Genomic DNA, 23,761 nt, shown 5'->3' on the forward strand with positions numbered 1-23,761 from the left:
CACATCTACAACGTCGCACCCACGAGGAGCGTGCCCATGTCGCCGCATCCGATCGCCGAGACCGTCGCCGCACTGATGCCGAGGGCGAAGGCGGAACTCACCGAACTGGTGGCGTTCAAGTCGGTGGCGGACTTCACGCAGTTCCCGAAGAGCGAGAGCGAGGCCGCCGCGAACTGGGTGGCGGACGCGCTGCGCGCCGAGGGCTTCCAGGACGTCGCGCTGCTCGACACCCCGGACGGGACGCAGTCGGTGTACGGCTTCCTGCCGGGCCCCGAGGGCGCGCCGACCGTCCTGCTGTACGCGCACTACGACGTGCAGCCGCCGCTCGACGAGGCCGCGTGGGCGACCCCGCCGTTCGAGCTGACCGAGCGCGACGGCCGCTGGTACGGGCGGGGCAGCGCCGACTGCAAGGGCGGCGTCATCATGCACCTGGTCGCGCTGCGCGCCCTCAAGGCGAACGGCGGCGTCCCGGTGAGCGTCAAGGTGATCGCGGAGGGTTCGGAGGAGCAGGGCACGGGCGGCCTCGAGCGGTACGCGGAGGCACACCCCGAGCTGCTCACGGCCGACACGATCGTCATCGGTGACGCGGGCAACTTCCGGGTCGGCCTGCCGACGGTGACGTCGACGCTGCGCGGCATGACCCTCGTACGCGTCAGTGTCGAGACTCTTGAGGGGAACCTCCACTCGGGGCAGTTCGGCGGCGCCGCCCCGGACGCGCTCGCGGCGCTGGTGCGCGTCCTCGACTCGCTGCGCGCCGAGGACGGCTCGACGACGGTCGACGGGCTCACGGGCGACGCCGTGTGGGACGGGCTTCAGTACGAAGAGGACGCCTTCCGCAAGGACGCCAAGGTGCTCGACGGTGTGCGGCTGATCGGCGAGGGCACGGTCGCCGACCGGATCTGGGCGCGCCCCGCCGTCACCGTGCTCGGCATCGACTGCCCGCCGGTGGTCGGCGCGACGCCGTCCGTGCAGGCGGCCGCGCGGGCGCTGATCAGCCTGCGGGTGCCGCCGGGCGTGGACGCCGTCGAGGCGACGAGGCTGCTCCGGGCCCACCTGGAGGCGCACACGCCGTGGGGCGCGCGGGTGAGCACGGAGCAGATCGGGCAGGGCCAGCCGTTCCGCGCGGACACCGCCAGCCCGGCGTACGCGGCGATGGCCGAGGCGATGGGCGAGGCCTTCCCCGGCCAGGAGATGCAGTACGCGGGCCACGGCGGCTCGATCCCGCTGTGCAACACCCTCGCGTCGCTCTACCCGAAGGCGGAGATCCTGCTGATCGGCCTGAGCGAGCCCGAGGCGCAGATCCACGCGGTGAACGAGAGCGTGTCGCCCGAGGAGCTGGAGCGCCTCTCGGTCGCCGAGGCGCTCTTCCTCCAGAAGTACGCCGCGAGCTGACGGCACGGGCGGGCGCCCGCGCGGGACGACGGTCAGCCGTCGAGCGGGACGCCCGCCTCCAGGTAGAGGGCGGCGCCGCGCTCGCGTGCGCGCAGGGCCCAGCGCAGCCGTTCGTAGCGCACCGAGGGCAGCAGGTCGGCGGCTTCCTGTTCGGTGACGAAGCGCCAGTCGCGCAGTTCGGGGCCGGGCAGCAGCACGCGGCGGGCCTCGGCGCTGTCGAGTCTGCCGCCGTCGAAGAGGAACCGCATCCCTCCGTAGCCCGGCGGTTTCGGCGGCTCCCAGTCGGCGACCAGCAGGCGCAGTTCGTCGGCGAGCTGGATGCCGGTCTCCTCGGCGACCTCGCGTACGCCCGCGCGGGCGGGGGCCTCGCCGGGTTCGACGACGCCGCCGGGGAACTCCCAGCCGGCCTTGTAGGTCGGGTCGACGAGCAGCACCCGGTCCTGTTCGTCGAAGAGCAGCACCCCTGCGGCGAGGGTCTCCGCGGTGGGTTCCGGCGTCTGCACGATGTCGCAGGCCGGGGCGGACCCCGTGCGCACGGCGTCGGCGAGCAGCTCGGCGGTCCGCCGGGGGGTCAGCGCGGTGGTGTCGACGCGGTGGGCGTCGGCACCGAGCCAGCCTGCTAGGGCCGCGCGGTACGGCTCGATGTGGTCGCACGACCACTGGCGAACGCGCTGGTCGGCGTCGGGCAGGTCCGGCGGTGCCTCGCGGCCGGCTATGCGCTCACGCAGGATCGTTTCGTCAGGGGTGAGCACGATGTGCCGCACGGGGATTCTGCGCGAGGCGAGGCCTCCGAAGATCTCGTCGCGGTACTCCTGGCGCAGCAGCGTCATCGGCACCACGAGGACACCGCCCAGCTCGGCGAGGAGCGCGGCCGCCGTGTCGACGACGAGACGGCGCCAGACCGGCAGGTCCTGGTAGTCGCTCACCTCGGTGAGACGCTTGGGCGGCAGCAGGTGGGGCAGTGCGCCGCCGATGACTTCGGGGTCGAAAAGCGTGCTGTTCGGGATCAGCTCGATCAGTTCCCGTGCGGCACTGGTCTTGCCCGCACCGAACGCGCCGTTGATCCAGACGATCACGGTTCCCCCTCTTCCGTCGGCCCCCTGTGGCTTGCCCGCAACACCCTGCCATGGAAACCAGGCGCTGATGGGTGAGCCGTTCGCGCCACAAACCCCTCTTCCCCGCGCGCCCGTGGAGGCGGCCGTGTGCACGCCGTGGTCACGCAACGCGACGCTTGGGCGAGCGCGTTCCGCCTCCTCGTCTTACGTTGACCGGGTAGGCCCCCGAATCGAGGAGCAGTCATGGGTGACAAAGGCGGCATGGACAAGCTGAAGGGCAAGGCGAAGGAGATGGCCGGCAAGGCCACGGGCGACAAGCGCCGCCAGGCCGAGGGCCGCACGGACCGGACCAAGGGCGAGGCCAAGGGCGCGATGCAGTCCGCCCGCGACAAGGCCCAGGGCATGAAGGACTCGCTGAAGCGGGACGATTCCTGAGGCGTCGTCCTTGTCCTCTCCGGCCTTTGGGGACGCCGTGCCCTCGCCGCCCCCCTGGAGCCCCTGGAGCCCCTGGAGCCCCTGGAGCCCCTGGAGCCCCTGGAGCCCCTCGCGTCCTTCGCGCCCCTCGCTCTGAGCGGGGGGCGCTGCCGTGGTCGGTGCTGCGGCCCGGCTTCCAGGTGTGGAAAAGCCCTCCCGGTGGCGCCGCTTCGCGCATACGATCACCGCTGGCCTCCAGGGGGGAGGCCGTCGCCATGAAGGAGGGGACCATGTCCGGAGTTTCCAGACGCGCTCTGCTGGGTTACTCAGGTTCGGCAGCGGCCGGTGCCGTCATCGCGTCGTCCGGTACGGCGCAGGCCGCCGAGGGCCATACCGCCGAACACCAGGCCGCCGGGGCCGGGGCGGCGGGTGCGGAGCAGGCTGCCGAGGTCGAGTGGCCGATGGGGGGCGAGTTCTCGGGACACAGCAGTCTCGCCGCGGCCGACGCCTCGATGACGGTGAGGTTCAGCCTGGAGATCGAGCACGCGCCGTCCGGCCAGAACATCACGCCGCTGGACATCGCCGACGCGATCAACGAGATGGCCGAGGCGCGCGGCTGGCCTCGGATTCAGTTCCACGGCATGGTGCGGACCCCGCTGAACTGAAGCGCCCCGCCCGGATGACCTGAAGCCCTGATGACCTGACCTGCCCGCGATGCCCCCGCCCCGTACCGAGGGCGGGGGCATCGTGCTGCCCGCTCGCACCGAGCCGTGCCAGTCGCTCGTACGCGGGTCTCCCCGGCCATCAGCCCTTCACGACACGCGACGCTTCGTGACACGCGAGGCCTCATGCCACGCGAGGCTTAACCTTCCGCGAGTACGGAGGAAGGTAACGATGCGTCATATGCCACCCCCCACCATCCGCCGCAGAGTGGTCGGACCGCTCTCCGCTGTCCTGCTGTGCGCCGCAGGACTCACCGCTCCGGTCGCCGCGCGCGACGCCGGGGAGCGGCCCGCCCCCGGGCGTTCCGCCGCCGGGCCCGCCGTGCGGCTTCCCGACGGCTTGGCGCTCACCCCGCCCATGGGGTTCAACAACTGGAACGCCACGCACTGCCGGGCCGAGTTCAACGAGGCGATGGTCAAGGCAATCGCCGACATCTTCGTCGAGAAGGGCCTCAAGGAAGCCGGTTACCAGTACGTCAACCTCGACGACTGCTGGGCGCTCCCGCGGCGCGACGCCAAGGGCAAGCTGGTGCCCGACCCCAAGCGCTTCCCCCATGGGATCAAGGCGGTCGCGGACTACGTCCACGCCAAGGGCCTCAAGTTCGGCATCTACACCAGTGCCGGGACGAAGACCTGCAACGTCGCCGGGTTCCCCGGCGCGCTCGGCCATGAGCGCAGCGACGCGCGGCAGTTCGCTCAGTGGGGCGTGGACTACCTCAAGTACGACAACTGCAACAACCAGGGCGTGGACGCCAAGAAGCGGTACACCGCGATGCGTGACGCGCTGAGGGCCGCCTCCCGGACCACCGGCAGGCCCATCGTCCACAGCATCTGCGAGTGGGGCGAGAACAAGCCGTGGAAGTGGGCCGCGGACGTCGGCCACCTTTGGCGCACCACCGGGGACATCAGCGACAACTGGTCCTCCATGCTCTCGATCATGAAGCGGAACCTGCCGCTCGACGCGTACGCGGGACCGGGGCACTGGAACGACCCGGACATGCTGGAGGTCGGCAACGGCGGCATGACCGGCACCGAGTACCGCACGCACTTCTCGATGTGGTCGATCATGGCCGCGCCGCTGCTCATCGGGTCCGACCTGCGCAAGGCCACCCCGGAGACCTTCGAGATCCTCGGCAACAAGGAGGTCATCGCGGTCGACCAGGACCCGCTGGGCAGGCAGGGCAAGGTCCTCTCGTCCGGGAACGGCCGCTGGGTCGTCGCCAAGGAGATGAAGGACGGCAGCCGCGCCGTCGCCCTCTTCAACGAGACCGGGAGCGCGCGGACCATCTCCACGACGGCGAAGACGGTCGGCCTGCCCGGCGCCACCGCGTACACGCTGCGCGACCTGTGGCGGCACAAGAGCCGCCCATCGGCGGGCAGGATCGCGGCGACCGTCCCCGCGCACGGCACCGTGCTGCTGCGGGTATCGGCCGACGGCAGGCGGGCCGAGCACCCGCCCGCCGTGCGGAACTCGGCCTGAGCGGCGGCGGCGACCTCCACGGGCCGGTAAGCCGCTCACCACCGCGGTCACCAACCTGGGCCGCGTACCGACAGGCACGTGGCGGCTCGGCCGAGGCACCCGGTGGTCGGCGGTCGGCGGTCGGCGGACCAAGGCGACCTCATCGCCCACCGCGCGGTCGCTGCCCCCGGGACGTACGACGTGAAGGTCGCGGCGGCCTACCGCTCCCCCACGGGCACACGGGCCGACTGCGTCCTGCCGCGCACGCCACAGAGTGGGTCCGCCACCGCAACCGGCGCCCCGGAAGACCCCCTCAGCCCCCCACCACCGACCGCAACCCCACCGCCCCGTTCGACGCGGTGGCGCCGCCGAGCGCCGCGGCCGCCGCGCCGACCAGGCCCGCGTCGGTGCCGGTCACCGCGGGTGTCACGGTCAGGTCGCGTACGAAGGAGAGCGTGGCGTAGTTCGCCAGGGCGCGGCGCAGCGGCGTGAAGAGGAGGTCACCCGCCTTCGCCACTCCCCCGCCGATCACCGCGATGTCGATCTCGACGAGGGTGGCCGTGGCGGCGATCCCGGCGGCCAGGGCCTGGGCGGCGCGTTCGAAGGAGGCGACGGCGACGGGGTCCCCGGCGCGGGCGGCGCTCGCGACGGCCGCGGCCGAGGTGTCGCCGTCGGGGCCCGGCAGCCAGCCGTTCTCCACGGCGCGGCGCGCGATGTTCGGGCCGCTCGCCATGCGCTCGACGCAGCCGCGCCCGCCACATGGGCAGGGGTCGCCGTCGAGGTCCACGCTGATGTGACCGATGTGACCCGCGTTGCCCGTGGGGCCGGGGTGGAGCTTGCCTCCGAGGACGAGGCCGCCGCCGACGCCCGTCGAGACGACCATGCACAGCGCGTTGTCGTGGCCGCGGGCCGCGCCCTGCCAGTGCTCGGCCGCGGTCATCGCCACGCCGTCGCCGACCAGTTCGACGGGGAGCCCGCCGGTCACCGCGCGGACCCGCTCCACCAGGGGGTAGCCGCGCCAGCCGGGGACGTTGACCGGGCTGACCGTGCCGGCCGACGCGTCCACCGGACCCGCGCTGCCGATGCCGACGGCGGTGACCCGGCCCCACAGCTCGCCCGCGGTCAGCTCGCCGAGGACCGCCTCCACCGCCCGCATCACCGTGTCGCCGTCCTCACGCGCGGGTGTGGGCCGCTGGGCGCGCAGCAGGATGCGCCCCCGCCCGTCCACCAGGGCGCCGGCGATCTTGGTGCCGCCGATGTCGAGTGCGGCGACGAGGTCCATGTGCATCGGTGTCGGATCTCCTGTGTCAGGGCAGGCCGGAGAGTGCGAAGGTAAGTCTCCCCTGCATCTGACAACGTTGTCCAGGCCCTATGCTCGACGCCACGGCTCCACCGCCCCGCTTCGAGCCCGCCCCACCGAGGCCCCCCTCACCATCCGGACGACAGGACAGGACAGCGCACCGTGGCCGAGACCGCCGCCCGACGACCCGCCAACCGCTACGGCAACCGTCCGACCATGAAGGACGTCGCGGCCCGCGCGGGAGTCGGCCTGAAGACGGTGTCACGGGTCGTGAACGGCGAGCCGGGCGTCACCCCCGACACCGAACGCCGCGTGCAGGAGGCCATCGACGCCCTGGGCTTCCGCCGCAACGACAGCGCGCGCGTCCTGCGCAAGGGCCGCACCGCCAGCATCGGCCTCGTCCTGGAGGATCTCGCGGACCCCTTCTACGGCCCGCTGAGCCGCGCCGTCGAGGAGGTCGCCCGGGCGCACGGCGCGCTGCTGATCAACGGTTCGAGCGCCGAGGACCCGGACCGGGAGCAGGAGTTGGTGCTCGCCCTGTGCGCGCGCCGGGTCGACGGGCTCGTCATCATCCCGGCCGGTGACGACCACCGCTATCTGGAGCCCGAGATCGCCGCCGGGGTCGCGACCGTCTTCGTGGACCGCCCGGCCGGGAAGATCGACGCCGACGTGGTGCTCTCCGACAGCTTCAGCGGCGCCCGGGACGGCGTCGCCCACCTCATCGCGCACGGCCACCGCCGCATCGGGTTCATCGGCGACCAGCCGCGCATCCACACCGCCATAGAGCGGCTGCGCGGCTACCGCGCCGCGATGGAGGACGCCGGCATCCCGGTCGACGAGGCCTGGATGTCGCTGGGCGTCACCGACCCGGGGCGGGTCCGCGCGGCCGCCGAGGCGATGCTCCGCGGCCCCGAGCCGGTCACGGCGGTCTTCGCGGGCAACAACCGCGTGACCGTCACGGTCGTCCGGGTCCTCGCCGCCCTCGACCGGCCCGTGGCCCTGGTGGGCTTCGACGACATCGAGCTGGCGGACCTGCTGGACCCCGGCGTGACCGTCGTCGCGCAGGACGCGGCGCAGCTGGGCAGGACGGCCGCCGAGCGGCTCTTCCGGCAGCTCGACGGCGCGTCCGCGGCTCCGGAGCGGGTCGAGCTGCCGACGCGCCTCATCACGCGCGGGTCGGGCGAACTGCCGCCTGCCGACTGATCGGCCCCCGGCCGCCCTGGGAGCCGCCCTCAGGGCAGGAAGCTCTCGGCGCCAGGGCCCTCAGGGCCAGAAGGCGACCGCGAGGGCGATCAGCGTGCCGAGGGCCACAAGGCCGCCGACGGCACCTGCGACGAGTGCGCCCTTCTGGGCGGCGGGCTTCTGTTCCCGCCAGCCCAGCTCCTCGGTCACCCCCCGGATCAACCGGTGCCCGTCGGCGGAGGAGAAGGAGTGCCGCTCGGAGCCGTCCAGGGAGCGGCTCCACGTGCGGTACCGCGCCCGGCCGGTCTCCACGGTCCTCCGTGTGGTTCCGAACGGTCCGCGCTCGTGGGTGCGGACCACGTCCGTCAGCGTGAACGTCCGCTCGGCCGGCAGCAGCACGACGCGGTAGGTGTGCACGCGGCGCCCGCCCGGCAGCGGGACGTCCACGACGAGGTCGAACCCCCGCTCCGTCCAGCGGTATCGGTAGGGCGTGCCGGTGGTCGCCGCCTCGACGCGGGCGCGCAGTTCGTCGGCGGCGTGCGCGCCGGAGGGTTCGTTCATGGCTTCAGCGGGGTCATGGCTTCAGCAGGTGGGCAGGCCGGGCAGCGGCTTGTCGTTGTCGCCGCCCTTGATGTAGACGTCGCTGACGAAGACGTTGGTGTTGCCGCTGTCGTCGTCCGTCTTCGCCCACCAGACGTTCGTCCACTCGCCGTGCGTCTCGCGGCGGCCCAGGTTCTGCTGGCAGTAGAAGTAGTTCGTGCCCGCGTTGAGGGTGCCCGCCTCGGCGCCGGAGGCGGTGTACGACTTCGCGGTGCGCCACACCGAGCAGTTGTACTTGCCGCCGCCGATGGGGTGGCAGACGGGGTCCTCGGCGGAGCCGCCCCCGCCGCCCGGCCTGCTTCCGCCGGTCGGCTTGGACGTGGGGTCGGGGCGCGAGGCGGGCTCGTCCCGGTCCTTGGCCTTGTCCCGGGTGTCCCCGGCGTCTTCGGCCCCGCCCTTGTCGCGGTCCGTGCCGTCGGTGCCGTCCTTGGCACTGCCCTTGGAGCGCTTCGCGTCCGGTTCGCGGGACTTCCCGGCGTCCTGCCCATCAGGCTTGGGACGCTTCGACTCGCCGCCCAGCGGGCCGCTGCTGCCGTCGTCGTGCGCCGAACCGGAACCGTCTGCCGCGGTGTCCTGCCGTGCCTGGCTGCCGGTGTCGTCCTTGCCGTTCAGGAACGCGACGGTCGCTCCGGTCACCGCGAGCACCACGATCACGCCGACCGCCGCGAGCAACGCCCTGCCTCGGCGCGGGCGTTGCGTCGAGCGCGTCTCCCGGCGAGCCGCGGGCACCGAAACGGCGGACGCTCCCGCGTAGGCCCCGGCCGGCGAGGCCTGGGCGGGATGGGACTGGGCCGGGGACGGCTGGATCGAAGGCTGCTGGACCGGAGACGGCTGGACCGGGGACGCCTGTCCCACGGAAGGCGGCGGTCCGAAGCCCGGGGGTGGCGTGCTCGGGATGCTGCGCTCGGTGCCCGGGCGCGGGCCGAACCCGGCCGCGCCCCCCGGCCCCCGCGGCCCCGCCGGCCCCGTCGCCGCGACGCCGTCGAGCAGCTGCCGTGCCGCGTCCGCGTCGGGGCGCGCCTGTGGGTCCTTGTCCATGAGCTGCCGCAGTACGGGGGTCAGCGGGCCCGAGTGGCGCGGCTCGGGCAGCGGGTCGGCGACGATCGCGGTGAGCGTGGACCACGTCGACGTGCGGCGGAAGGGCGAGGAGCCCTCGACGGCGGCGTACAGCGTGGCGCCGAGCGCCCAGACGTCCGAGGCGGGGCCCGGATCGTGGCCCTGGGCGCGCTCGGGCGCCAAGTAGTCCAGGGAGCCGACCAGTTCGCCGCTGCGGGTGAGGTGGGTGGCCGAGCCGTCGCCGGGGTCTTCCATGGTGGCGATGCCGAAGTCGGTCAGGACGACGCGGCCGCCGCTCTCCAGGAGGATGTTCCCCGGCTTCACGTCGCGGTGCAGCACGCCCACGCGGTGGGCGGCGGCCAGCGCTTCCATGACCTTGGCGCCGATGGCCGCTGCCTCGCGGGGGTCCAGGGTGCCGCGCTCGCGCAGCACGTCGTCGAGGGAGGGGCCGTCGACCAGCTCCATGACGATCAGGGGCCGTCCGTCGACCTCCGCCACGTCGTGCACGGCGACGACTCCGGGATGGCGCACGCGGGCGGCCGCGCGGGCCTCGCGCTGCATCCGCAGGCGCAGATCGGCCAGCTCCGGTCCCGCCATGTCCGTATACGTCCGCAGTTCCTTCACCGCGACCTCGCGGTGCAGCACCTCGTCGACCGCGCGCCATACGACGCCCATGCCGCCGCGGCCGAGCTGCGCCACCACGCGATAGCGCCCGGCGAGGAGCCTGCCCGCCTCGCCCGTCTGTTCCTGATCCCCCGAAGACACCGCTGCCCCGTCCGTGTGACACCACTTCTGTGGCGTACAGACTAAGGGGCGGCGGTGACAGTACGAGCCGGGTGTTACTTGCCCGATCCCGTGAGATCGCCCCGGCGCGGGCCCGCGAAGCCCTGGAGGCGGGCCAGGGTCAGGCCGGTGAGCCGGGTGACCTCGCCCGCGTCGAGGGCGCCGCAGTCCAGGCCGCGCAGGAGGTAGCCGGCGAGGGCCTTGGCGGTGGCGGGCTCGTCGGCCACGCCGCCGCCCTCGTGGTGCCCGGCGTACGCGGCCAGGCGCTTGGCGGCGGCCTCGAAGCCCTCTCGGTAGAAGGCGAAGACGGCGGCGTAGCGCGTGGGGATGTGGCCGGGGTGCATGTCCCAGCCCTGGTAGTAGGCGCGGGCGAGGGCGCGGCGGGTGAGGCCGTAGTGCAGCCGCATGGCGTCGTGGACCTGCTCGGTGGTGCCGACCGGCAGGACGTTGGTGGAACCGTCGGAGACGCGGACTCCGGTGCCGGCGGCGGCGACTTGCATGACGGCCTTGGCGTGGTCGGCGGCCGGGTGGTCGCTGGCCTGGTAGGCGGCGCTCACGTGCAGGCAGGCGCTGTAGTCGAAGGTGCCGTAGTGCAGGCCGGTGGCGCGGCCCTCGGCGGCCTGGATCATGCGGGCGACGGTGGCGGTGCCGTCGGTGGCGAGGATGGCCTGGCTGGTCTCGATCTGGATCTCGAAGCCGATGCGGCCCCGCTCCAGGCCGCGCGCCTTCTCGAACTCCTCCAGGAGGCGCACCATCGCGGTGACCTGCTCGGGGTAGGTCACTTTGGGCAGCGTCAGGACGAGCCCGTCGGGGAGGCCGCCCGCCTCCATGAGGCCGGACAGGAAGACGTCGAGGGTGCGGATGCCGCGGTCGCGTACCGCCTCCTCCATGCACTTCATGCGGATGCCCATGTACGGGGCGGCGGTGCCGTTCTTGTACGCCTCGGCGATCAGGCGGGCCGCGCGGGCGGCGTCCTGGTCCTCGTCGGCGCCCTTGTAGCCGTCCTCGAAGTCGACCCGGAGGTCTTCGACCGGCTCGCGCTCCAGCTTGGCGCGTACGCGCGTGTGGACGGCGTCGGCGAGGTCGTCCGACAGGCCGAGGACGGCGGCGAAGGAGGCGGCGTCCGGGGCGTGTTCGTCGAGCATCGCCAGGGCCTTGTCGCCCCAGGTGCGGATGGTGTCGGCGCCGAACTGCTCACCGGGGACGTAGACGGTGTGGACGGGCTGGCGGGTGCCGGGGTCGCCGGGGTAGCGGCGCTCCAGCTCCGCGTCCACGGGGGCGAGGGAAGCGCTGATGCCCTCGCTGACCGCGCCGGCGAGGCTCGTCGCCACCTTCTCTTGCTGACCCATTCCCGCATCCTCCACACAGTCGGTGCCGCGCCCGGCGTTTCCGCTTCACGGAATCAACAATCCGTATAGCGAAGTTATCCGTGACCTCCGTGCTGGTCAACACCCTCCCGTGTCCTGCATACGTAGCCGACCGCGCGGGTTCACGCGTGTCCCGGGCCCTGACGGCGGCCGATGCCGCCAGTCTGTGGCCCACGTCCGCCCCGCGCCCCCGGTGCCCGGCCGCGCCGACCGAATACAAGGAGCTCGTGTGCCCATCGACTCGCCCTTCACGCGCCGTTCCGTCCTGCGGACCGCGCTCGCCGCCGCCGTGGCGCTCCCCCTGTCCGGCACGGTGCTGTCCGGGGGCCGGGCACAGGCCGCCCCGGGGCCCGAAGCGCGCCTGGAGGTCATGTCGTACAACGTCCGCTTCGCGAGCAACCGACCACCGCACACCTGGCCCGAACGGCGCCCGGCCATGAAGGAGATGCTCCTGCGCGCCCAGCCGCACATCATCGGCACCCAGGAGGGCCTCTACTACCAGTTGCAGGACATCGAGACGGATCTCGGCGCGAACTACGACTGGGTCGGCACGGGCGTCGGGGGCGGCAGCCGCGACGAGTTCATGGCCATCTTCTACGACAACCGCCGGCTGTTCCCGCTCGAGTACGAACACTTCTGGCTGTCGGACACCCCGTACACCATCGCTTCGAACACCTGGGGCGCCAACTCGCCCCGCATGGCCTCCTGGGTGCGCTTCCTCGACCTGGTCACCAACACCCAGCTGTACGTCCTGAACACGCACTTCGACCACGTCAGCCAGAACGCGCGCGAGCGTTCGGCGGCCCTCATGGTCGAGCGCATCGCCCTGATGAACACGACGACGCCGCTCATCGTGACGGGCGACTTCAACGCGACGGCGCACGACAGCTCCGTCTACACCACCATGCTGGGCGCCGGCCTCGTCGACACCTGGGACGTCGCGAAGGAACGCGGCCCGGCGTACGGCACGTTCGGCGGGTACAAGCCGCCCGTCGTGGGCGGCGGCCGCATCGACTGGGTCCTGACGCGGCCCTCGGCGACGGTCCACGCGGCGTCGATGAACACGTTCTCGCTCGGCGGGCAGTACCCGAGCGACCACTGGGCGGTGCAGGCGACGCTGACGCTGTGACGCGGCGAGGCCCCCGCCCCGCTGGCGCGGGGCGAGGGCCTCGGACAGGCACGGCAGGCTCAGCCCTTGCGGGACTTGACCTCTTCGGTGAGGGCCGGGACGACCTCGAAGAGGTCACCGACCACGCCGTAGTCGACCAGCTCGAAGATCGGGGCCTCGGCGTCCTTGTTGATGGCGACGATGGTCTTCGAGGTCTGCATGCCCGCGCGGTGCTGGATCGCGCCGGAGATGCCGGAGGCGATGTACAGCTGCGGGGAGACCGACTTGCCGGTCTGGCCCACCTGGTTGGAGTGCGGGTACCAGCCGGCGTCGACCGCGGCGCGCGAGGCGCCGACGGCGGCACCGAGCGAGTCGGCGAGCGCCTCGATGATCGCGAAGTTCTCGGCGCCGTTGACGCCGCGGCCGCCGGAGACCACGATCGCGGCCTCGGTCAGCTCGGGGCGGCCCGTCGACTCGCGCGGGGTGCGCGAGACGACCTTGGTGCCGGTGGCCTGCTCGGAGAAGGAGACGGACAGCGCCTCGACGGTGCCCGCGGCCGGGGCGGCCTCCACGGCGGCCGAGTTCGGCTTGACCGTGATGACCGGGGTGCCCTGCGTGATGCGGGACTTGGTGGTGTACGAAGCGGCGAACGCGGACTGCGTGGCGACCGGGCCCTCGTCGCCGGCCTCCAGGTCGACGGCGTCCGTGATGATGCCGGACTTGAGCCGGACCGCGAGGCGGGCCGCGATCTCCTTGGCCTCGGCGGAGGAGGGCAGCAGCACGGCGGCCGGGGAGACGGCGTCGTACGCGGCCTGGAGCGCGTCCACCTTCGGTACGACGAGGTAGTCGGCGAACTCGGGGGCGTCGGCGGTGAGGACCTTGACCGCGCCGTGCTCGGCGAGCGCGGCGGCGGTGTCGGCGGCGCCGTTGCCCAGCGCGACGGCGACGGGCTCGCCGATGCGGCGGGCCAGGGTCAGCAGCTCAAGGGTGGGCTTGCGGACGGCGCCGTCCACGTGGTCGACGTAGACGAGAACTTCAGCCATGGGACTTCAATCTCCTGCGGGTGCGAAGAATCTGGGGGCGGTGGGAAAGGTGACCGAAGCTCAGATGAACTTCTGGCCCGCGAGGAACTCCGCGAGCTGCTTGCCGCCCTCGCCCTCGTCCTTGACGATCGTCCCGGCGGTGCGCGCCGGACGCTCGGTGGCGGAGTCGACCTTGGTCCAGGCGCCCGCGAGGCCGACCTCGTCGGCGTCGATGTCCAGGTCGTCCAGCTCCAGGGCCTCCACCGGCTTCTTCTTGGCGGCCATGATGCCCTTGAAGGACGGGTAGCGGGCCTCGCCCGACTGGTCCGTCACGGACACGACGGCCGGCAGGGAGGCCTCCAGCTGCTCCGAGGCGGCGTCGCCGTCCCGGCGGCCCTTGACGGTGCCGTTCTCGACGGAGACCTCGGAGAGCAGCGTGACCTGCGGGACGCCGAGGCGCTCGGCGAGGATCGCCGGGAGCACGCCCATGACGCCATCGGTCGACGCCATGCCGCAGATGACCAGGTCGTAACCGGTCTTCTCGATGGCCTTGGCGAGCACCAGCGAGGTGCCCATGACGTCGCTGCCGTGCAGGTCGTCGTCCTCGACGTGGACGGCCTTGTCGGCGCCCATGGAGAGCGCCTTGCGCAGCGCGTCCTTGGCGTCCTCGGGACCGACGGTGAGCACGGTGATCTCCGCGTCGTCCGCCTCGTCGGCGATCTGGAGCGCCTGCTCGACCGCGTACTCATCCAGCTCCGACAGCAGGCCGTCGACGTCGTCGCGGTCGACGGTCAGGTCATCGGCGAAGTGCCGGTCGCCGGTGGCGTCGGGCACGTACTTCACACAGACAACGATCCTCAAGCTCACGCCGGCTCTCCTACTGCATCGTCTTTACTGGGCTGCTGCCTCGGCTTATGGCTACTGCCTTCTTGCAGGCAGCATAGGCGCCTGAAGCGGCGGATCACGGTCGGGGCGGGCCGCGCTCCGAACGAAATATTACTCATGAGTACACCCAGTTCGTTCCCGCTGAGCAAGCGCTTTGAACTGTGACCTTCCCAACGCCCACCCGTCTCCCGCCACCACCCTGCCAGAGGCGCTGCGCGCCGCCCCAGATTTCCGTAATCACCTGAAGTGCCCGCTCACCGGGAACTCTCAGTCGCGCAGCGCGTTGAAGCGTCCCTGGTGGTAGAGGAGCGGGCGGCCCTCGCCCGCGGGGTCCCCGGTGACCACCTCGGCGATCACCAGGCGGTGGTCGCCCGCGGGCACGCGCGTCACCACGCGGCAGACCAGCCAGGCGAGGGCGCCGTCGAGCACGGGCACCCCCTCGGGCCCCTCGCGCCAGCTGGTGGGCGCCCCGAAGCGGTCGGCGCCGCTGCGCGCGAAGGTGGCGGCGAGTTCCTGCTGGTGCTCGCCGAGTATGTGCACGCCGACGTGCGCGGCCTCGGAGACCGCGGGCCAGCTGGAGGCGCCGGTGCCGATGCCGAACGAGATCATCGGCGGCTCGGCGGAGACCGAGGTGAGCGAGGTGGCGGTGAAGCCGACGGGACGTGAGCCGTGCGCCGCGGTGATCACGGCGACTCCGGCGGCATGCCGCCGGAAGACCGAGCGCAGCAGGTCGGAGGTGGCGGGCGGGTGGGTGCCGAGGGCGGGCGAGGCCGTCATGGAGGGGTCCTTCTGCCGGGTTCCGGTGTTACGAGCCAAGGCGTCGGTGCTCAGCAGTGCGGACAGCGGGCACTGGCGTGGCGGGCGAGGTCCACGTGGACGCGCTCGTACAGAAGGAGGTCCCGAGGCATGGGAGAAGGCTCGCGATAGGTGCCGCGTGCAGTCAAGTCTTTCCGCGGTTGTGCAAGACATGTCACGGGCTCGGATACGGGCGCGCTCCGCGCGCGGGCGGCGGTCGCGAGGCGGTGGCCCGTCACACGGCCTCGCCCAGGGCGGCGATCACATCGGCCTTGCGGGGCTGGCCCGCGGCGCGGCGCACCACGTGGCCCCGTGCGTCCAGGACGAGGACGGTCGGCGTCTTGAGGACGCGCAGTTCCCGTACGAGGTCGAGGTGGTCCTCGGCGTCGATCTCCACGTGGGCCACGCCCGGGACCATCGCGGCCACCTCGGCGAGGACTCTGCGGGTGGCTCGGCAGGGCTGGCAGAAGGCGCTGGAGAACTGCACGAGCGTGGCCCGCTCGCCCAGCCCCTGCCCGATGTCCGTCGCGCCGAGCCTGCGCCCGGTGTCGCGTCCTGGCACGTACGTCTCCCGCCCCTCGCCCTCTTCCACTCGCTCCCCGGTTCAGCGCTCACGTACCCGCGAAACATTTCCGACGTGACGAGAATCTCCCGGATTGAGGGCACCAAGGCTGGTCACTCGTCCGTTCTTGGGGCACGATCTGCGCAACGCCGAAAAACCTACGGCTGCGTAACCTCTCGCCGGGAGCCCCCTCCCCAGCCAGAAACGAAGGGCCCTCGCCACCCATGGCCGAGCTTGTCTACCGTCCCGTCATCGGTGCAGCGAAAACGCTGTTCAAGGCATGGGATCTGAAGATCGACTGCAAGGGCTCGGAGAACATCCCGCGCTCCGGCGGCGCGGTCCTGGTCAGCAACCACATCAGCTACCTGGACTTCATCTTCGACGGCCTCGCCGCCCTGCCCCAGAAGCGCCTGGTGCGCTTCATGGCCAAGGAGTCGGTCTTCCGGCACAAGATCTCCGGGCCGCTGATGCGCGGGATGAAGCACATCCCGGTGGACCGCGCCTCGGGCGAGGCGGCCTACGCGCACGCCCTGGACTCGCTGCGCTCCGGAGAGATCATCGGCGTCTTCCCCGAGGCGACGATCTCGCAGTCCTTCACGCTCAAGACCTTCAAGACGGGCGCCGCGCGGCTGGCCCAGGAGGCCGGGGTGCCGCTCATCCCGATGGCCCTGTGGGGCACGCAGCGGCTGTGGACCAAGGGTCACCCGCGCAATTTCAGGCGCAGCCACCTGCCGATCACGATCCGCGTCGGCGAGCCGATCGAGGCGCCCAAGGACCAGTACGCGGGCGCGATCACCCGGCGGCTGCGCGAGCGCTGCCAGGAGCTGCTGGAGGCCGCGCAGCGTGCCTACCCCGTGCGCCCCAAGGGTCCGGACGACACCTGGTGGATGCCGGCGCACCTCGGTGGGACGGCGCCGACCCCCGCCGAGGTGAAGGCCGCCGAGGCCGCCGAGGCCGGCTGACCGCCTGCCTGACCGTCCGCACGCCTAGCGCGGCGCGTGGACGGTGATCCGCGCGCCGGGGCTGAACTTCTCCAGGAGTTCGGCCAGTTCCGTGCCCGCGGCCTCGAGCCCGGCGTCCGGGCCCATGCCCTCCAGCAGGAAGATCGCGTTCACCGACTCCTCGGTGAGGCGGGTGCGCGGTCCCTGGCGCCAGTTCCAGCGGCGGCAGGTGACGCCCTCGTCGTCGCACCACACGACCTCGCCCGCGTCGGGGTGCTCGACGACACGCTCGCCCGCCGATGCGGTCACGAACTCCTCGGTCCCGGTGGCCCGCACCAGGCGCATCCCGCCCTTGATCAGGTCCAGGTCCTCGCCGCCGACCGGGATCAGATGGGCCACGCTGATCGCGTTGTAGACGTCGACGAGGACGTTGATCCGGGGCAGTCCGCCGTCCGCGAGCGCGCGCTTGGCCAGGGCCTCGGCCGAGTTGCGGGTGCGCGAGGGCTTCGCGCCGAAGGCCGTGTAGGCGGCGCGCCAGGCGGCCATGTGCGGGTCCTCGTGCGGGGCGCGGCCGTCGAGTCGTACGGCCAGGCGTCGCGCGGCCTCGTCGAGAAGGGCCGCACTGTCATCGGTGCTGGGGGCGTTGACGAGGCCGTGTGCCTCGATGGCGAGGTGGGTGAAGCCGGGCGCGAGGGCGCGCACCTCGTCGGAGACGGTGAGGGCCAGGGGCGCGTGGGTCATGAGCTGCCTTGCTGCGTCGGGGCTCGTCAGAGCGCGTCGGGAAGGTTCTCCCACAGGTGCGGTCGGTCCGGGGCGTTCTGCAGGGCGCGCAGGACCGCCGGGTGCGGTGCAGCATAGAGTACCGGATAGTCCATCTCATTGGACTTGGCGTCGGGCAGGAAAGCCAGCCGCTCCCCGTCCAGCGAGAACCGCGCGTCCACCCCCGGCTTGTTCCCCCGGCAGTCCTGGCGGTGCCAGCCGCCGCGGAAGCGCACGGCGACCAGGCCGTGGAGACAGTGGCCGCTTCCGGCGTCGTGCGTGAGCCGCTGGTAGCAGAGCGCGGTGGGGATGTCCTCGGCCCGCAGCAGCGCGGCCAGCGCGTGGGCCTTGGCGTGACAGATGCCGGTGCCCTGCTCCAGGACGTCCGAGGCGCGCCAGGTGACGCGCGGGTCGCCGCTGTCGGCGGAGTGCGGAATGGCATCCCGGACGTATTCGTAGGCCGCTTGCGCGTATACGTATGAATCGGCGGCCTTCTCGGCGAGCCGCGCGGCGGTCGCACGCACGAGGGGGTGCCGGTGGTCGATGGCCTCGTCGGCCGCCAAGTACGCGGACAGGTCCGGGTCTTGCTGGATCAGCTGCATGGCACGGGAGCATAGAAACGCGACCGACCGTACGTCAATGACTTTACGGTCGATCGCATATCTATGCAGAGGTTATGCGGTGCGGGTCAGCGCGCCATCTCTTCCTTCAGTGCCGCCAGGAACCCGTCGACGTCCTCCTCGCGGGTGTCGTACGCGCACATCCAGCGCACGTCGCCCGCCGCCTCGTCCCAGAAGTAGAAGCGGTACCGCTTCTGCAGGCGCTCGCTCACGTCGTGCGGCAGGCGCGCGAAGACGGCGTTGGCCTGGACCGGGTAGAGGATCTCCACGCCGTGCACGGAGCGGACGCCCTCGGCCAGGCGCTGCGCCATCTCGTTGGCCTGCCGGGCGTTGCGCAGCCACAGGTCCTTGGCGAGCAGCGCCTCCAGCTGCACGGAGACGAAGCGCATCTTTGACGCCAGCTGCATCGACATCTTGCGCAGGTGCTTCATGTGGCGCACCGCGTCCTGGTTGATGACGACGACGGCCTCGCCGAACAGCGCGCCGTTCTTGGTGCCGCCGAGGGAGAGGATGTCGACGCCGACCGCGTTCGTGAACGTCCGCATGGGCACGTCCAGCGAGGCCGCCGCGTTGGCTATCCGTGCGCCGTCGAGGTGCACTTTCATGCCGAGCTGGTGCGCGTGGTCGCAGATCGCGCGGATCTCGTCGGGCGTGTAGACCGTGCCCAGCTCGGTGTTCTGCGCGAGCGAGACGACCTGCGGCATGGCGCGGTGCTCGTCGTCCCAGCCGAACGCCTGCCTGTCGATCAGCTCGGGGGTCAGCTTGCCGTCGGGCGTGGGCACCGTGAGCAGTTTGATGCCGGCCATGCGCTCGGGGGCGCCGCCCTCGTCGACGTTGATGTGCGCGGACTCGGCGCAGATCACCGCGCCCCAGCGGTCGGTGACCGCCTGGAGCGCGACGACGTTGGCACCCGTGCCGTTGAACACCGGGAACGCCTCGGCGGTCGGACCGAAGTGGCCGCGGATCACCTGCTGGAGGTGGGCCGTGTAGTCGTCCTCGCCGTACGCGATCTGGTGCCCGCCGTTGGCGAGCGCCAGGGCGGCCATGACCTCCGGGTGCGCGCCCGCGTAGTTGTCGCTGGCGAACCCGCGCACGGCCGGGTCGTGATGACGGCGGGCATCGGTCTTCGGCGGGTTCACGGCGTCCTTGGCGGCAGCGGTCACGGCTTCTCGGTCAGCCACAGGCGGTTTCCGTTCACTTCCCCGGCGGGCCGCTCCCAGACGCCGGCGATGGCCTCGGCCAGCTCCTTGACGTCCGTGAAGCCCGCGAACTTCGCGTTGGGCCGCTCCGCGCGCATCGCGTCGTGCACCAGCGCCTTGACCACCAGGATGGCAGCCGCCGCGCGCGGCCCCTCCTCGCCCCCCGCCTTGCGGAAGGCGTCGGCGAGGGCGAGCGTCCAGGCCTCGGCCGCCGCCTTGGCGGCGCCGTACGCCGCGTTGCCCGCGGTCGGCTTGGCCGCGCCCACCGCGCTGACCAGCAGGTAGCGGCCGCGGTCGCTGCGGCGCAGCCCGTCCTCGAAGGCGAGGGAGGTGTGCTGCACGGTGCGGATCAGGAGCTTCTCCAGGAAGTCCCAGTCGGCGAGGTCGGTCTCGGCGAAGCTCTTGCTGCCGCGCCAGCCGCCGACGAGGTGGACCAGGCCGTCGATCCGCCCGAACTCCTTCTCCGTACGCGTCGCCCACTCGCGGGTGGCGTCCAGATCCAGTAGGTCGACCGTGTCCCCTATGACCGTGGCCCCGCCGTGCGCGTACCGCGCGGCGTCCACGGCCTCGTGCAGACTCAGCGGGTCGGCGTCCGACGCCACGACCGTGGCGCCCGCCTCGGCCAGCCTCAGCAGCGCGGCGCGTCCGGCGGCCCCGCCGGCCCCGGCCACCGCGACAACGGCTCCATCAAGTGCGGACATGGTCCTCGCCTCCTCCTGGCGGCCGCTCACGCGGCGACCTTCTCGGCGTCCGCGGAAGCGGTGATCCCCTTGGTGGAGGCGATCACGTTCTTCAGCTTCTTGGAGAGCGCCTCATAGAACATGCTGAGCGGAAACTCGTCCGGAAGCACCTCGTCGACGAGCTTGCGCGGCGGCAGCGAGGTGTCCAGGGCCTCCGGGCCCTTGGCCCAGCGCGAGCCGGGGTGCGGGGCGAGGTAGGTGGAGACCAGGTCGTAGGCGGCGAACCAGTGGACCAGCTTGGGGCGGTCGATGCCGGCCCGGTACAGGTCCTCGATCTCGCCGCACAGCTGGTTGGTGACCTGGGGCGCGCGCTCCCAGTCGATCGTCAGCTTGTTGTCGGTCCAGCGGACCACGTCGTGCTTGTGGAGGTAGGCGAAGAGGAGCTGGCCGCCGAGTCCGTCGTAGTTGCGCGTCCGGTCGCCGGTGACGGGGAAGCGGAACATGCGGTCGAAGAGGACGGCGTACTGCACGTCGCGGCCGTGCCGGTTGCCCTCGGCCTCCAGCTTCACGGCCTCCTTGAAGGCGGTGAGGTCGCAGCGCAGCTCTTCGAGGCCGTACATCCAGAACGGCTGGCGCTGCTTGATCATGAAGGGGTCGAAGGGCAGGTCGCCGTGGCTGTGGGTGCGGTCGTGGACCATGTCCCACAGGACGAACGCCTGCTGGCAGCGGTCCTGGTCGCCGACCATGTCGCGGATGTCGTCGGGCAGTTCGAGCCCGAGGATGTCCACGGCGGCCGCGGTGACGCGGCGGAAGCGGGCCGCCTCGCGGTCGCAGAAGATGCCGCCCCAGGAGAAGCGCTCGGGGGCCTCGCGCACCGCGATGGTCTCGGGGAAGAGGACGGCCGAGTTGGTGTCGTACCCGGCGGTGAAGTCCTCGAAGGTGATGCCGCAGAACAGCGGGTTGTCGTAGCGGGTGCGCTCCAGCTCGGCCAGCCACTCGGGCCAGACCATGCGCAGCACGACCGCTTCGAGGTTGCGGTCGGGGTTGCCGTTCTGCGTGTACATCGGAAAGACGACCAGGTGCTGGAGTCCGTCCCGGCGGTCCGCCGCGGGCTGGAAGGCGAGCAGCGAGTCCAGGAAGTCCGGCACCTGAAAGCCGTCGTCCGCCCAGCGGCGCAGGTCCGCGACGAGCGCGCGGTGGTAGGCGGCGTCGTGCGGCAGCAGCGGGCTGAGCTGCTCGACCGCCGAGATCACGCGGTCCACGGCGAGTTCGGCCGCGGCCTTGGATGGGGCTCCCTCGGCCGCGAAGTCGAGGGAACCGTCCTTCGACTGCCAGGGCCTGATCTCTTCCACGGCCTCCTTGAGCACCGGCCACGCCGGATGGTCCACCACCCGCTCTGCAACGGACGGAACCGCACCCTCCGTACCCGCCTGCACAAGAATTTCCGTCATGTCCCACCTTCCACGGGAGAACCTCGCGTATGGACACCGTATGCGTGCAAGGTTCTCCGCGACAAGAGGAGCCTCGGGAAATTATCCTGCGCCACCCCTACCTTCACCGCTGTTTTTCCTGTCCATCACGGTTGAGGCGATCGCTTCTGCCACATCGTTCAGCGCTTCGTCCGCCTCGGGGAGCAGTGTGGGAGTCAAGCATTGACCGTGGCGGTCGGGGTCGGACGCCCGCGCCGTCTCCCGGTCGTCGAGCACGATCGTCGGGCAGAGCACGGAGAAGTGGTCGTTGACGACGCTCGACACCCGGCGCGCGTCGGTGCGGGCCGCGATCGCGGCGTCGTACGTTTGTCTCATCCCGGCGATCACCTCGGTCCCCGCGAAGCCCATCACCAGTGCGCCGATGCCGAGTTCGGCCGCCTGCGAGAGGGGTCTCGGTCCTGCTGCAGGCGAGGAAGAGCCGGGGGCAATGATGCGCAGGGCCTCTTCGACCTCCTGCTCGGCGCCGCCCCGCCCCCAGGTCGAGCCGCCCGCCGGAGAGCAGGTCCAGCATCGCGGTGCGCTGGGCGACCCGGTCCGGGTGGTGGAAAGTGAACGGCACACAGACCACGCCGTGCCCGACCCTGATGGTGCTGGTGCGTGCGGCGACCCAGGTCAGGAAGATCTCCGGGGCGGAGGATGGCCCGCGCCTCGGGCCCGCGCTCGGGGCAGCCGTCCCCTACTGCTGACGGCCATATGACCCGTCAGGCCACGAGCGGCCAGGCTCCGAGCCACGCGGTTCCGATCGGCCGCCCGCATCAGCCGCGGGGCAGGTCCGCCCGGACGGTCTTGCCCTGTGGGCCCGTGCTCACGTGGACCTCCCGGGCGAGGCTGCGCACCATCGGCCAGCCGAAGCCGCCGGTGCCTCCCGCCAGATCGGGCGTCCGTTCCCGCGGCGGCCGGGGGTCGGCGTCGGTGACGGCGACCGTGACGGCGTCCGGATGCGCCACCAGACGCAGTGAACAGGACCCGCCGCGCGCATGCCGCACGGAATTGGTGATGAGCTCGGAAACGGTGAGTTCGACGCTCGCGGCGGCCTGTTCGTCCAGGGTCGGCCTGAGTCCGTTCAAGAAAGCGCGGGCGAATTCCCGTGCCCGTGGGACAGCTTCCGTCCTTTTGTCGAAGACCGTTCGGTCCAAGGGTTTGACGCTGTGCCGTGAATGGTCCGTCCTCATACGCCCCTCCTCGATCAGGGGTGGACTGTACGAAAGGGTCTCTTGCCCCCGAACCCGACTTCTTAACGTCCGCCCGCCGAGCCGTGTGGTCGGCGTCACGGAACATTCATATGTCGGCAGGGACATGAAGTATTCGAGGAGGGGTAGGCGCTGGCTCACCGGCCCACGGGGGACGAGGGGGTCGGCGGACAGGGAGGTAGACATGACGATGGCCACTGGAGCCCAGACGGACACCGGCGTCACGGAACTGCCGGAAGTGGTGGACCCGCAGGCGGTGAGCCCCAAGGACGCCCGCGCCTTGTCCCAGTTGTTCTTCGATCAGCTCGCGGTATTGGAGGAGGGCACCGCCCAATACCAGTACGTGCGCAACACCCTGATCGAATTGAACATGTCGCTCGTGCGTTACGCGGCAGGCCGTTTCCGCAACCGCGGCGACGAGATGGAGGACATCGTCCAGGTCGGCATGATCGGCCTGATCAAGGCCATCGACCGGTTCGAGCTGTCGCGCGAAGTGCAATTCGCGACGTTCGCGGTGCCTTATATTGTCGGCGAGATCAAGCGTTTCTTCCGTGACACGTCCTGGGCGGTCCACGTGCCGCGCCGCCTCCAGGAGGCCCGGGTCGAACTCGCCAAGGCCACCGAGGAACTCAGCAGCCGGCTGGGCCGCTCCCCCACGGTGGACGAGCTGGCCGCGCTGATGAACCTGGCTCCCGAGGAGGTCATCGAGGCCCGGCTGGCGTCCAACGCCTACAACTCCTCCTCCCTGGACGCCGTCCTGCACGGCGACGCCACCGACGAGACGCCCCTCGCCGACTTCATCGGCGAGGAGGACCCCTCCCTGGAACTCGTCGAGGACTTCCACTCGCTCGCTCCCCTGGTCGCCCGGCTCCCCGAGCGCGACCGGGAGATCCTGCACATGCGCTTCGTGGAGGAGCTGACGCAGTCGCAGATCGGCGAACGTCTCGGCGTCTCCCAGATGCAGATCTCCCGCCTGCTCTCGCGCACCCTGGCGACGCTGCGCAAGGGAATGGTCCCTGCCGACAGCTGAGCCGCACGTCGGCTCACATCCGCATATCGGCTCGCATCCACGCACCGGCTCACATCCGCGCGTCGGCCCACGCATCTGCGTCGGCCGACGCTCTCGTGTGGGCGGCCACGAACCGATCGACCGCCTGCCGGAACACACCGCGTACGCCGC

25 protein-coding genes are annotated in these 23,761 nt (G+C 71.6%); 9 read left to right on the plus strand and 16 right to left on the minus strand.

Annotated elements, in window-relative coordinates:
* Positions 1-36 precede the first annotated feature (36 nt).
* Positions 37-1,392: a dipeptidase gene (locus J2N69_RS04040; RefSeq protein WP_230899497.1), complete on the plus strand. Its 1,356-nt coding sequence runs from the start codon at positions 37-39 to the stop codon at positions 1,390-1,392.
* Positions 1,393-1,424: 32 nt separating this feature from the next.
* Here the strand turns inward: J2N69_RS04040 and J2N69_RS04045 are convergent, their stop codons facing one another.
* Positions 1,425-2,468, minus strand: coding sequence for an NUDIX hydrolase (locus tag J2N69_RS04045; protein WP_230899498.1), 1,044 nt, complete (start codon positions 2,466-2,468; stop codon positions 1,425-1,427).
* 222 nt (positions 2,469-2,690) lie between these two features.
* On the opposite strand from J2N69_RS04045, the gene J2N69_RS04050 reads away from it, so the two are divergent.
* The 3 genes from J2N69_RS04050 to J2N69_RS04060 all read left to right on the plus strand — a co-directional run bounded on the left by J2N69_RS04050 (position 2,691) and on the right by J2N69_RS04060 (position 5,063).
* On the plus strand, positions 2,691-2,882 hold the full coding sequence (locus J2N69_RS04050) for a CsbD family protein (RefSeq protein WP_230899499.1): 192 nt from the start codon (positions 2,691-2,693) through the stop codon (positions 2,880-2,882).
* Positions 2,883-3,151: 269 nt separating this feature from the next.
* Complete coding sequence (locus J2N69_RS04055; protein WP_230899500.1) at positions 3,152-3,526, plus strand: hypothetical protein; 375 nt, start codon at positions 3,152-3,154, stop codon at positions 3,524-3,526.
* Between the two features lie 238 nt (positions 3,527-3,764).
* Positions 3,765-5,063, plus strand: coding sequence for a glycoside hydrolase family 27 protein (locus tag J2N69_RS04060; RefSeq protein ID WP_230899501.1), 1,299 nt, complete (start codon positions 3,765-3,767; stop codon positions 5,061-5,063).
* 292 nt (positions 5,064-5,355) lie between these two features.
* Here the strand turns inward: J2N69_RS04060 and J2N69_RS04065 are convergent, their stop codons facing one another.
* Positions 5,356-6,330: an ROK family protein gene (locus J2N69_RS04065; protein WP_230899502.1), complete on the minus strand. Its 975-nt coding sequence runs from the start codon at positions 6,328-6,330 to the stop codon at positions 5,356-5,358.
* Positions 6,331-6,504: 174 nt separating this feature from the next.
* Between J2N69_RS04065 and J2N69_RS04070 the strand changes: the two genes are divergently transcribed.
* Positions 6,505-7,545, plus strand: a complete 1,041-nt coding sequence (locus J2N69_RS04070) for a LacI family DNA-binding transcriptional regulator (protein WP_230899503.1) — start codon at positions 6,505-6,507, stop codon at positions 7,543-7,545.
* A 60-nt stretch (positions 7,546-7,605) separates the two neighbouring features.
* On the opposite strand, the gene J2N69_RS04075 is transcribed toward J2N69_RS04070, so the two are convergent.
* The 3 genes from J2N69_RS04075 to J2N69_RS04085 all read right to left on the minus strand — a co-directional run bounded on the left by J2N69_RS04075 (position 7,606) and on the right by J2N69_RS04085 (position 11,312).
* A complete protein-coding gene (locus J2N69_RS04075) occupies positions 7,606-8,085 on the minus strand; it encodes a hypothetical protein (protein ID WP_230899504.1) in 480 nt (159 codons plus the stop codon).
* A 21-nt stretch (positions 8,086-8,106) separates the two neighbouring features.
* Positions 8,107-9,945 (minus strand): serine/threonine-protein kinase, encoded by a 1,839-nt coding sequence (locus tag J2N69_RS04080; protein ID WP_230899505.1) that lies wholly within the window; start codon positions 9,943-9,945, stop codon positions 8,107-8,109.
* 74 nt (positions 9,946-10,019) lie between these two features.
* Positions 10,020-11,312 (minus strand): DUF6986 family protein, encoded by a 1,293-nt coding sequence (locus tag J2N69_RS04085; RefSeq protein WP_230899506.1) that lies wholly within the window; start codon positions 11,310-11,312, stop codon positions 10,020-10,022.
* A gap of 247 nt (positions 11,313-11,559) precedes the next feature.
* On the opposite strand from J2N69_RS04085, the gene J2N69_RS04090 reads away from it, so the two are divergent.
* A complete protein-coding gene (locus tag J2N69_RS04090) occupies positions 11,560-12,459 on the plus strand; it encodes an endonuclease/exonuclease/phosphatase family protein (RefSeq protein WP_230899507.1) in 900 nt (299 codons plus the stop codon).
* A gap of 59 nt (positions 12,460-12,518) precedes the next feature.
* Here J2N69_RS04090 and J2N69_RS04095 read toward each other — a convergent pair whose 3' ends face one another.
* The 4 genes from J2N69_RS04095 to J2N69_RS04110 all read right to left on the minus strand — a co-directional run bounded on the left by J2N69_RS04095 (position 12,519) and on the right by J2N69_RS04110 (position 15,702).
* Complete coding sequence (locus tag J2N69_RS04095) at positions 12,519-13,481, minus strand: electron transfer flavoprotein subunit alpha/FixB family protein (protein ID WP_127910026.1); 963 nt, start codon at positions 13,479-13,481, stop codon at positions 12,519-12,521.
* A 60-nt stretch (positions 13,482-13,541) separates the two neighbouring features.
* Positions 13,542-14,327, minus strand: coding sequence for an electron transfer flavoprotein subunit beta/FixA family protein (locus tag J2N69_RS04100; RefSeq protein WP_127910027.1), 786 nt, complete (start codon positions 14,325-14,327; stop codon positions 13,542-13,544).
* Between the two features lie 285 nt (positions 14,328-14,612).
* Complete coding sequence (locus J2N69_RS04105; RefSeq protein WP_230899508.1) at positions 14,613-15,122, minus strand: flavin reductase family protein; 510 nt, start codon at positions 15,120-15,122, stop codon at positions 14,613-14,615.
* A gap of 253 nt (positions 15,123-15,375) precedes the next feature.
* Positions 15,376-15,702 (minus strand): thioredoxin family protein, encoded by a 327-nt coding sequence (locus J2N69_RS04110; protein WP_330166791.1) that lies wholly within the window; start codon positions 15,700-15,702, stop codon positions 15,376-15,378.
* A gap of 224 nt (positions 15,703-15,926) precedes the next feature.
* Here J2N69_RS04110 and J2N69_RS04115 point away from each other — a divergent pair, with 224 nt between their 5' ends.
* A complete protein-coding gene (locus J2N69_RS04115; RefSeq protein WP_230899510.1) occupies positions 15,927-16,664 on the plus strand; it encodes a lysophospholipid acyltransferase family protein in 738 nt (245 codons plus the stop codon).
* Between the two features lie 24 nt (positions 16,665-16,688).
* On the opposite strand, the gene J2N69_RS04120 is transcribed toward J2N69_RS04115, so the two are convergent.
* The 6 genes from J2N69_RS04120 to J2N69_RS04145 all read right to left on the minus strand — a co-directional run bounded on the left by J2N69_RS04120 (position 16,689) and on the right by J2N69_RS04145 (position 21,977).
* On the minus strand, positions 16,689-17,384 hold the full coding sequence (locus tag J2N69_RS04120; protein WP_230899511.1) for a B3/B4 domain-containing protein: 696 nt from the start codon (positions 17,382-17,384) through the stop codon (positions 16,689-16,691).
* A gap of 26 nt (positions 17,385-17,410) precedes the next feature.
* Entirely contained in the window at positions 17,411-18,004 is a 594-nt protein-coding gene (locus tag J2N69_RS04125) for a transglutaminase domain-containing protein (RefSeq protein ID WP_230899512.1), read from the minus strand.
* 86 nt (positions 18,005-18,090) lie between these two features.
* On the minus strand, positions 18,091-19,161 hold the full coding sequence (locus J2N69_RS04130; RefSeq protein WP_230904568.1) for a threonine aldolase family protein: 1,071 nt from the start codon (positions 19,159-19,161) through the stop codon (positions 18,091-18,093).
* Between the two features lie 20 nt (positions 19,162-19,181).
* Positions 19,182-19,922, minus strand: coding sequence for an SDR family NAD(P)-dependent oxidoreductase (locus J2N69_RS04135; protein ID WP_230899513.1), 741 nt, complete (start codon positions 19,920-19,922; stop codon positions 19,182-19,184).
* 26 nt (positions 19,923-19,948) lie between these two features.
* Entirely contained in the window at positions 19,949-21,352 is a 1,404-nt protein-coding gene (locus tag J2N69_RS04140) for a DUF6421 family protein (protein ID WP_230899514.1), read from the minus strand.
* 103 nt (positions 21,353-21,455) lie between these two features.
* A complete protein-coding gene (locus J2N69_RS04145; RefSeq protein WP_330166853.1) occupies positions 21,456-21,977 on the minus strand; it encodes a hypothetical protein in 522 nt (173 codons plus the stop codon).
* Between J2N69_RS04145 and J2N69_RS36495 the strand changes: the two genes are divergently transcribed.
* Positions 21,940-22,077: a hypothetical protein gene (locus J2N69_RS36495; protein ID WP_330166792.1), complete on the plus strand. Its 138-nt coding sequence runs from the start codon at positions 21,940-21,942 to the stop codon at positions 22,075-22,077. The genes J2N69_RS04145 and J2N69_RS36495 overlap by 38 nt on opposite strands.
* Before the next feature lie 69 nt (positions 22,078-22,146).
* On the opposite strand, the gene J2N69_RS04150 is transcribed toward J2N69_RS36495, so the two are convergent.
* The gene (locus J2N69_RS04150) at positions 22,147-22,767 is read right to left on the minus strand and encodes an ATP-binding protein (RefSeq protein WP_330166793.1); all 621 of its coding nucleotides are present in this window, start codon (positions 22,765-22,767) and stop codon (positions 22,147-22,149) included.
* Between J2N69_RS04150 and J2N69_RS04155 the strand changes: the two genes are divergently transcribed.
* A complete protein-coding gene (locus J2N69_RS04155; RefSeq protein ID WP_230899515.1) occupies positions 22,766-23,611 on the plus strand; it encodes an RNA polymerase sigma factor SigF in 846 nt (281 codons plus the stop codon). The genes J2N69_RS04150 and J2N69_RS04155 overlap by 2 nt on opposite strands.
* Positions 23,612-23,761: the final 150 nt, after the last annotated feature.

The sequence above is a fragment of the Streptomyces huasconensis genome (assembly GCF_021028635.1).
In the GTDB taxonomy this organism is placed as follows: Bacteria; Actinomycetota; Actinomycetes; order Streptomycetales; family Streptomycetaceae; genus Streptomyces; species Streptomyces huasconensis.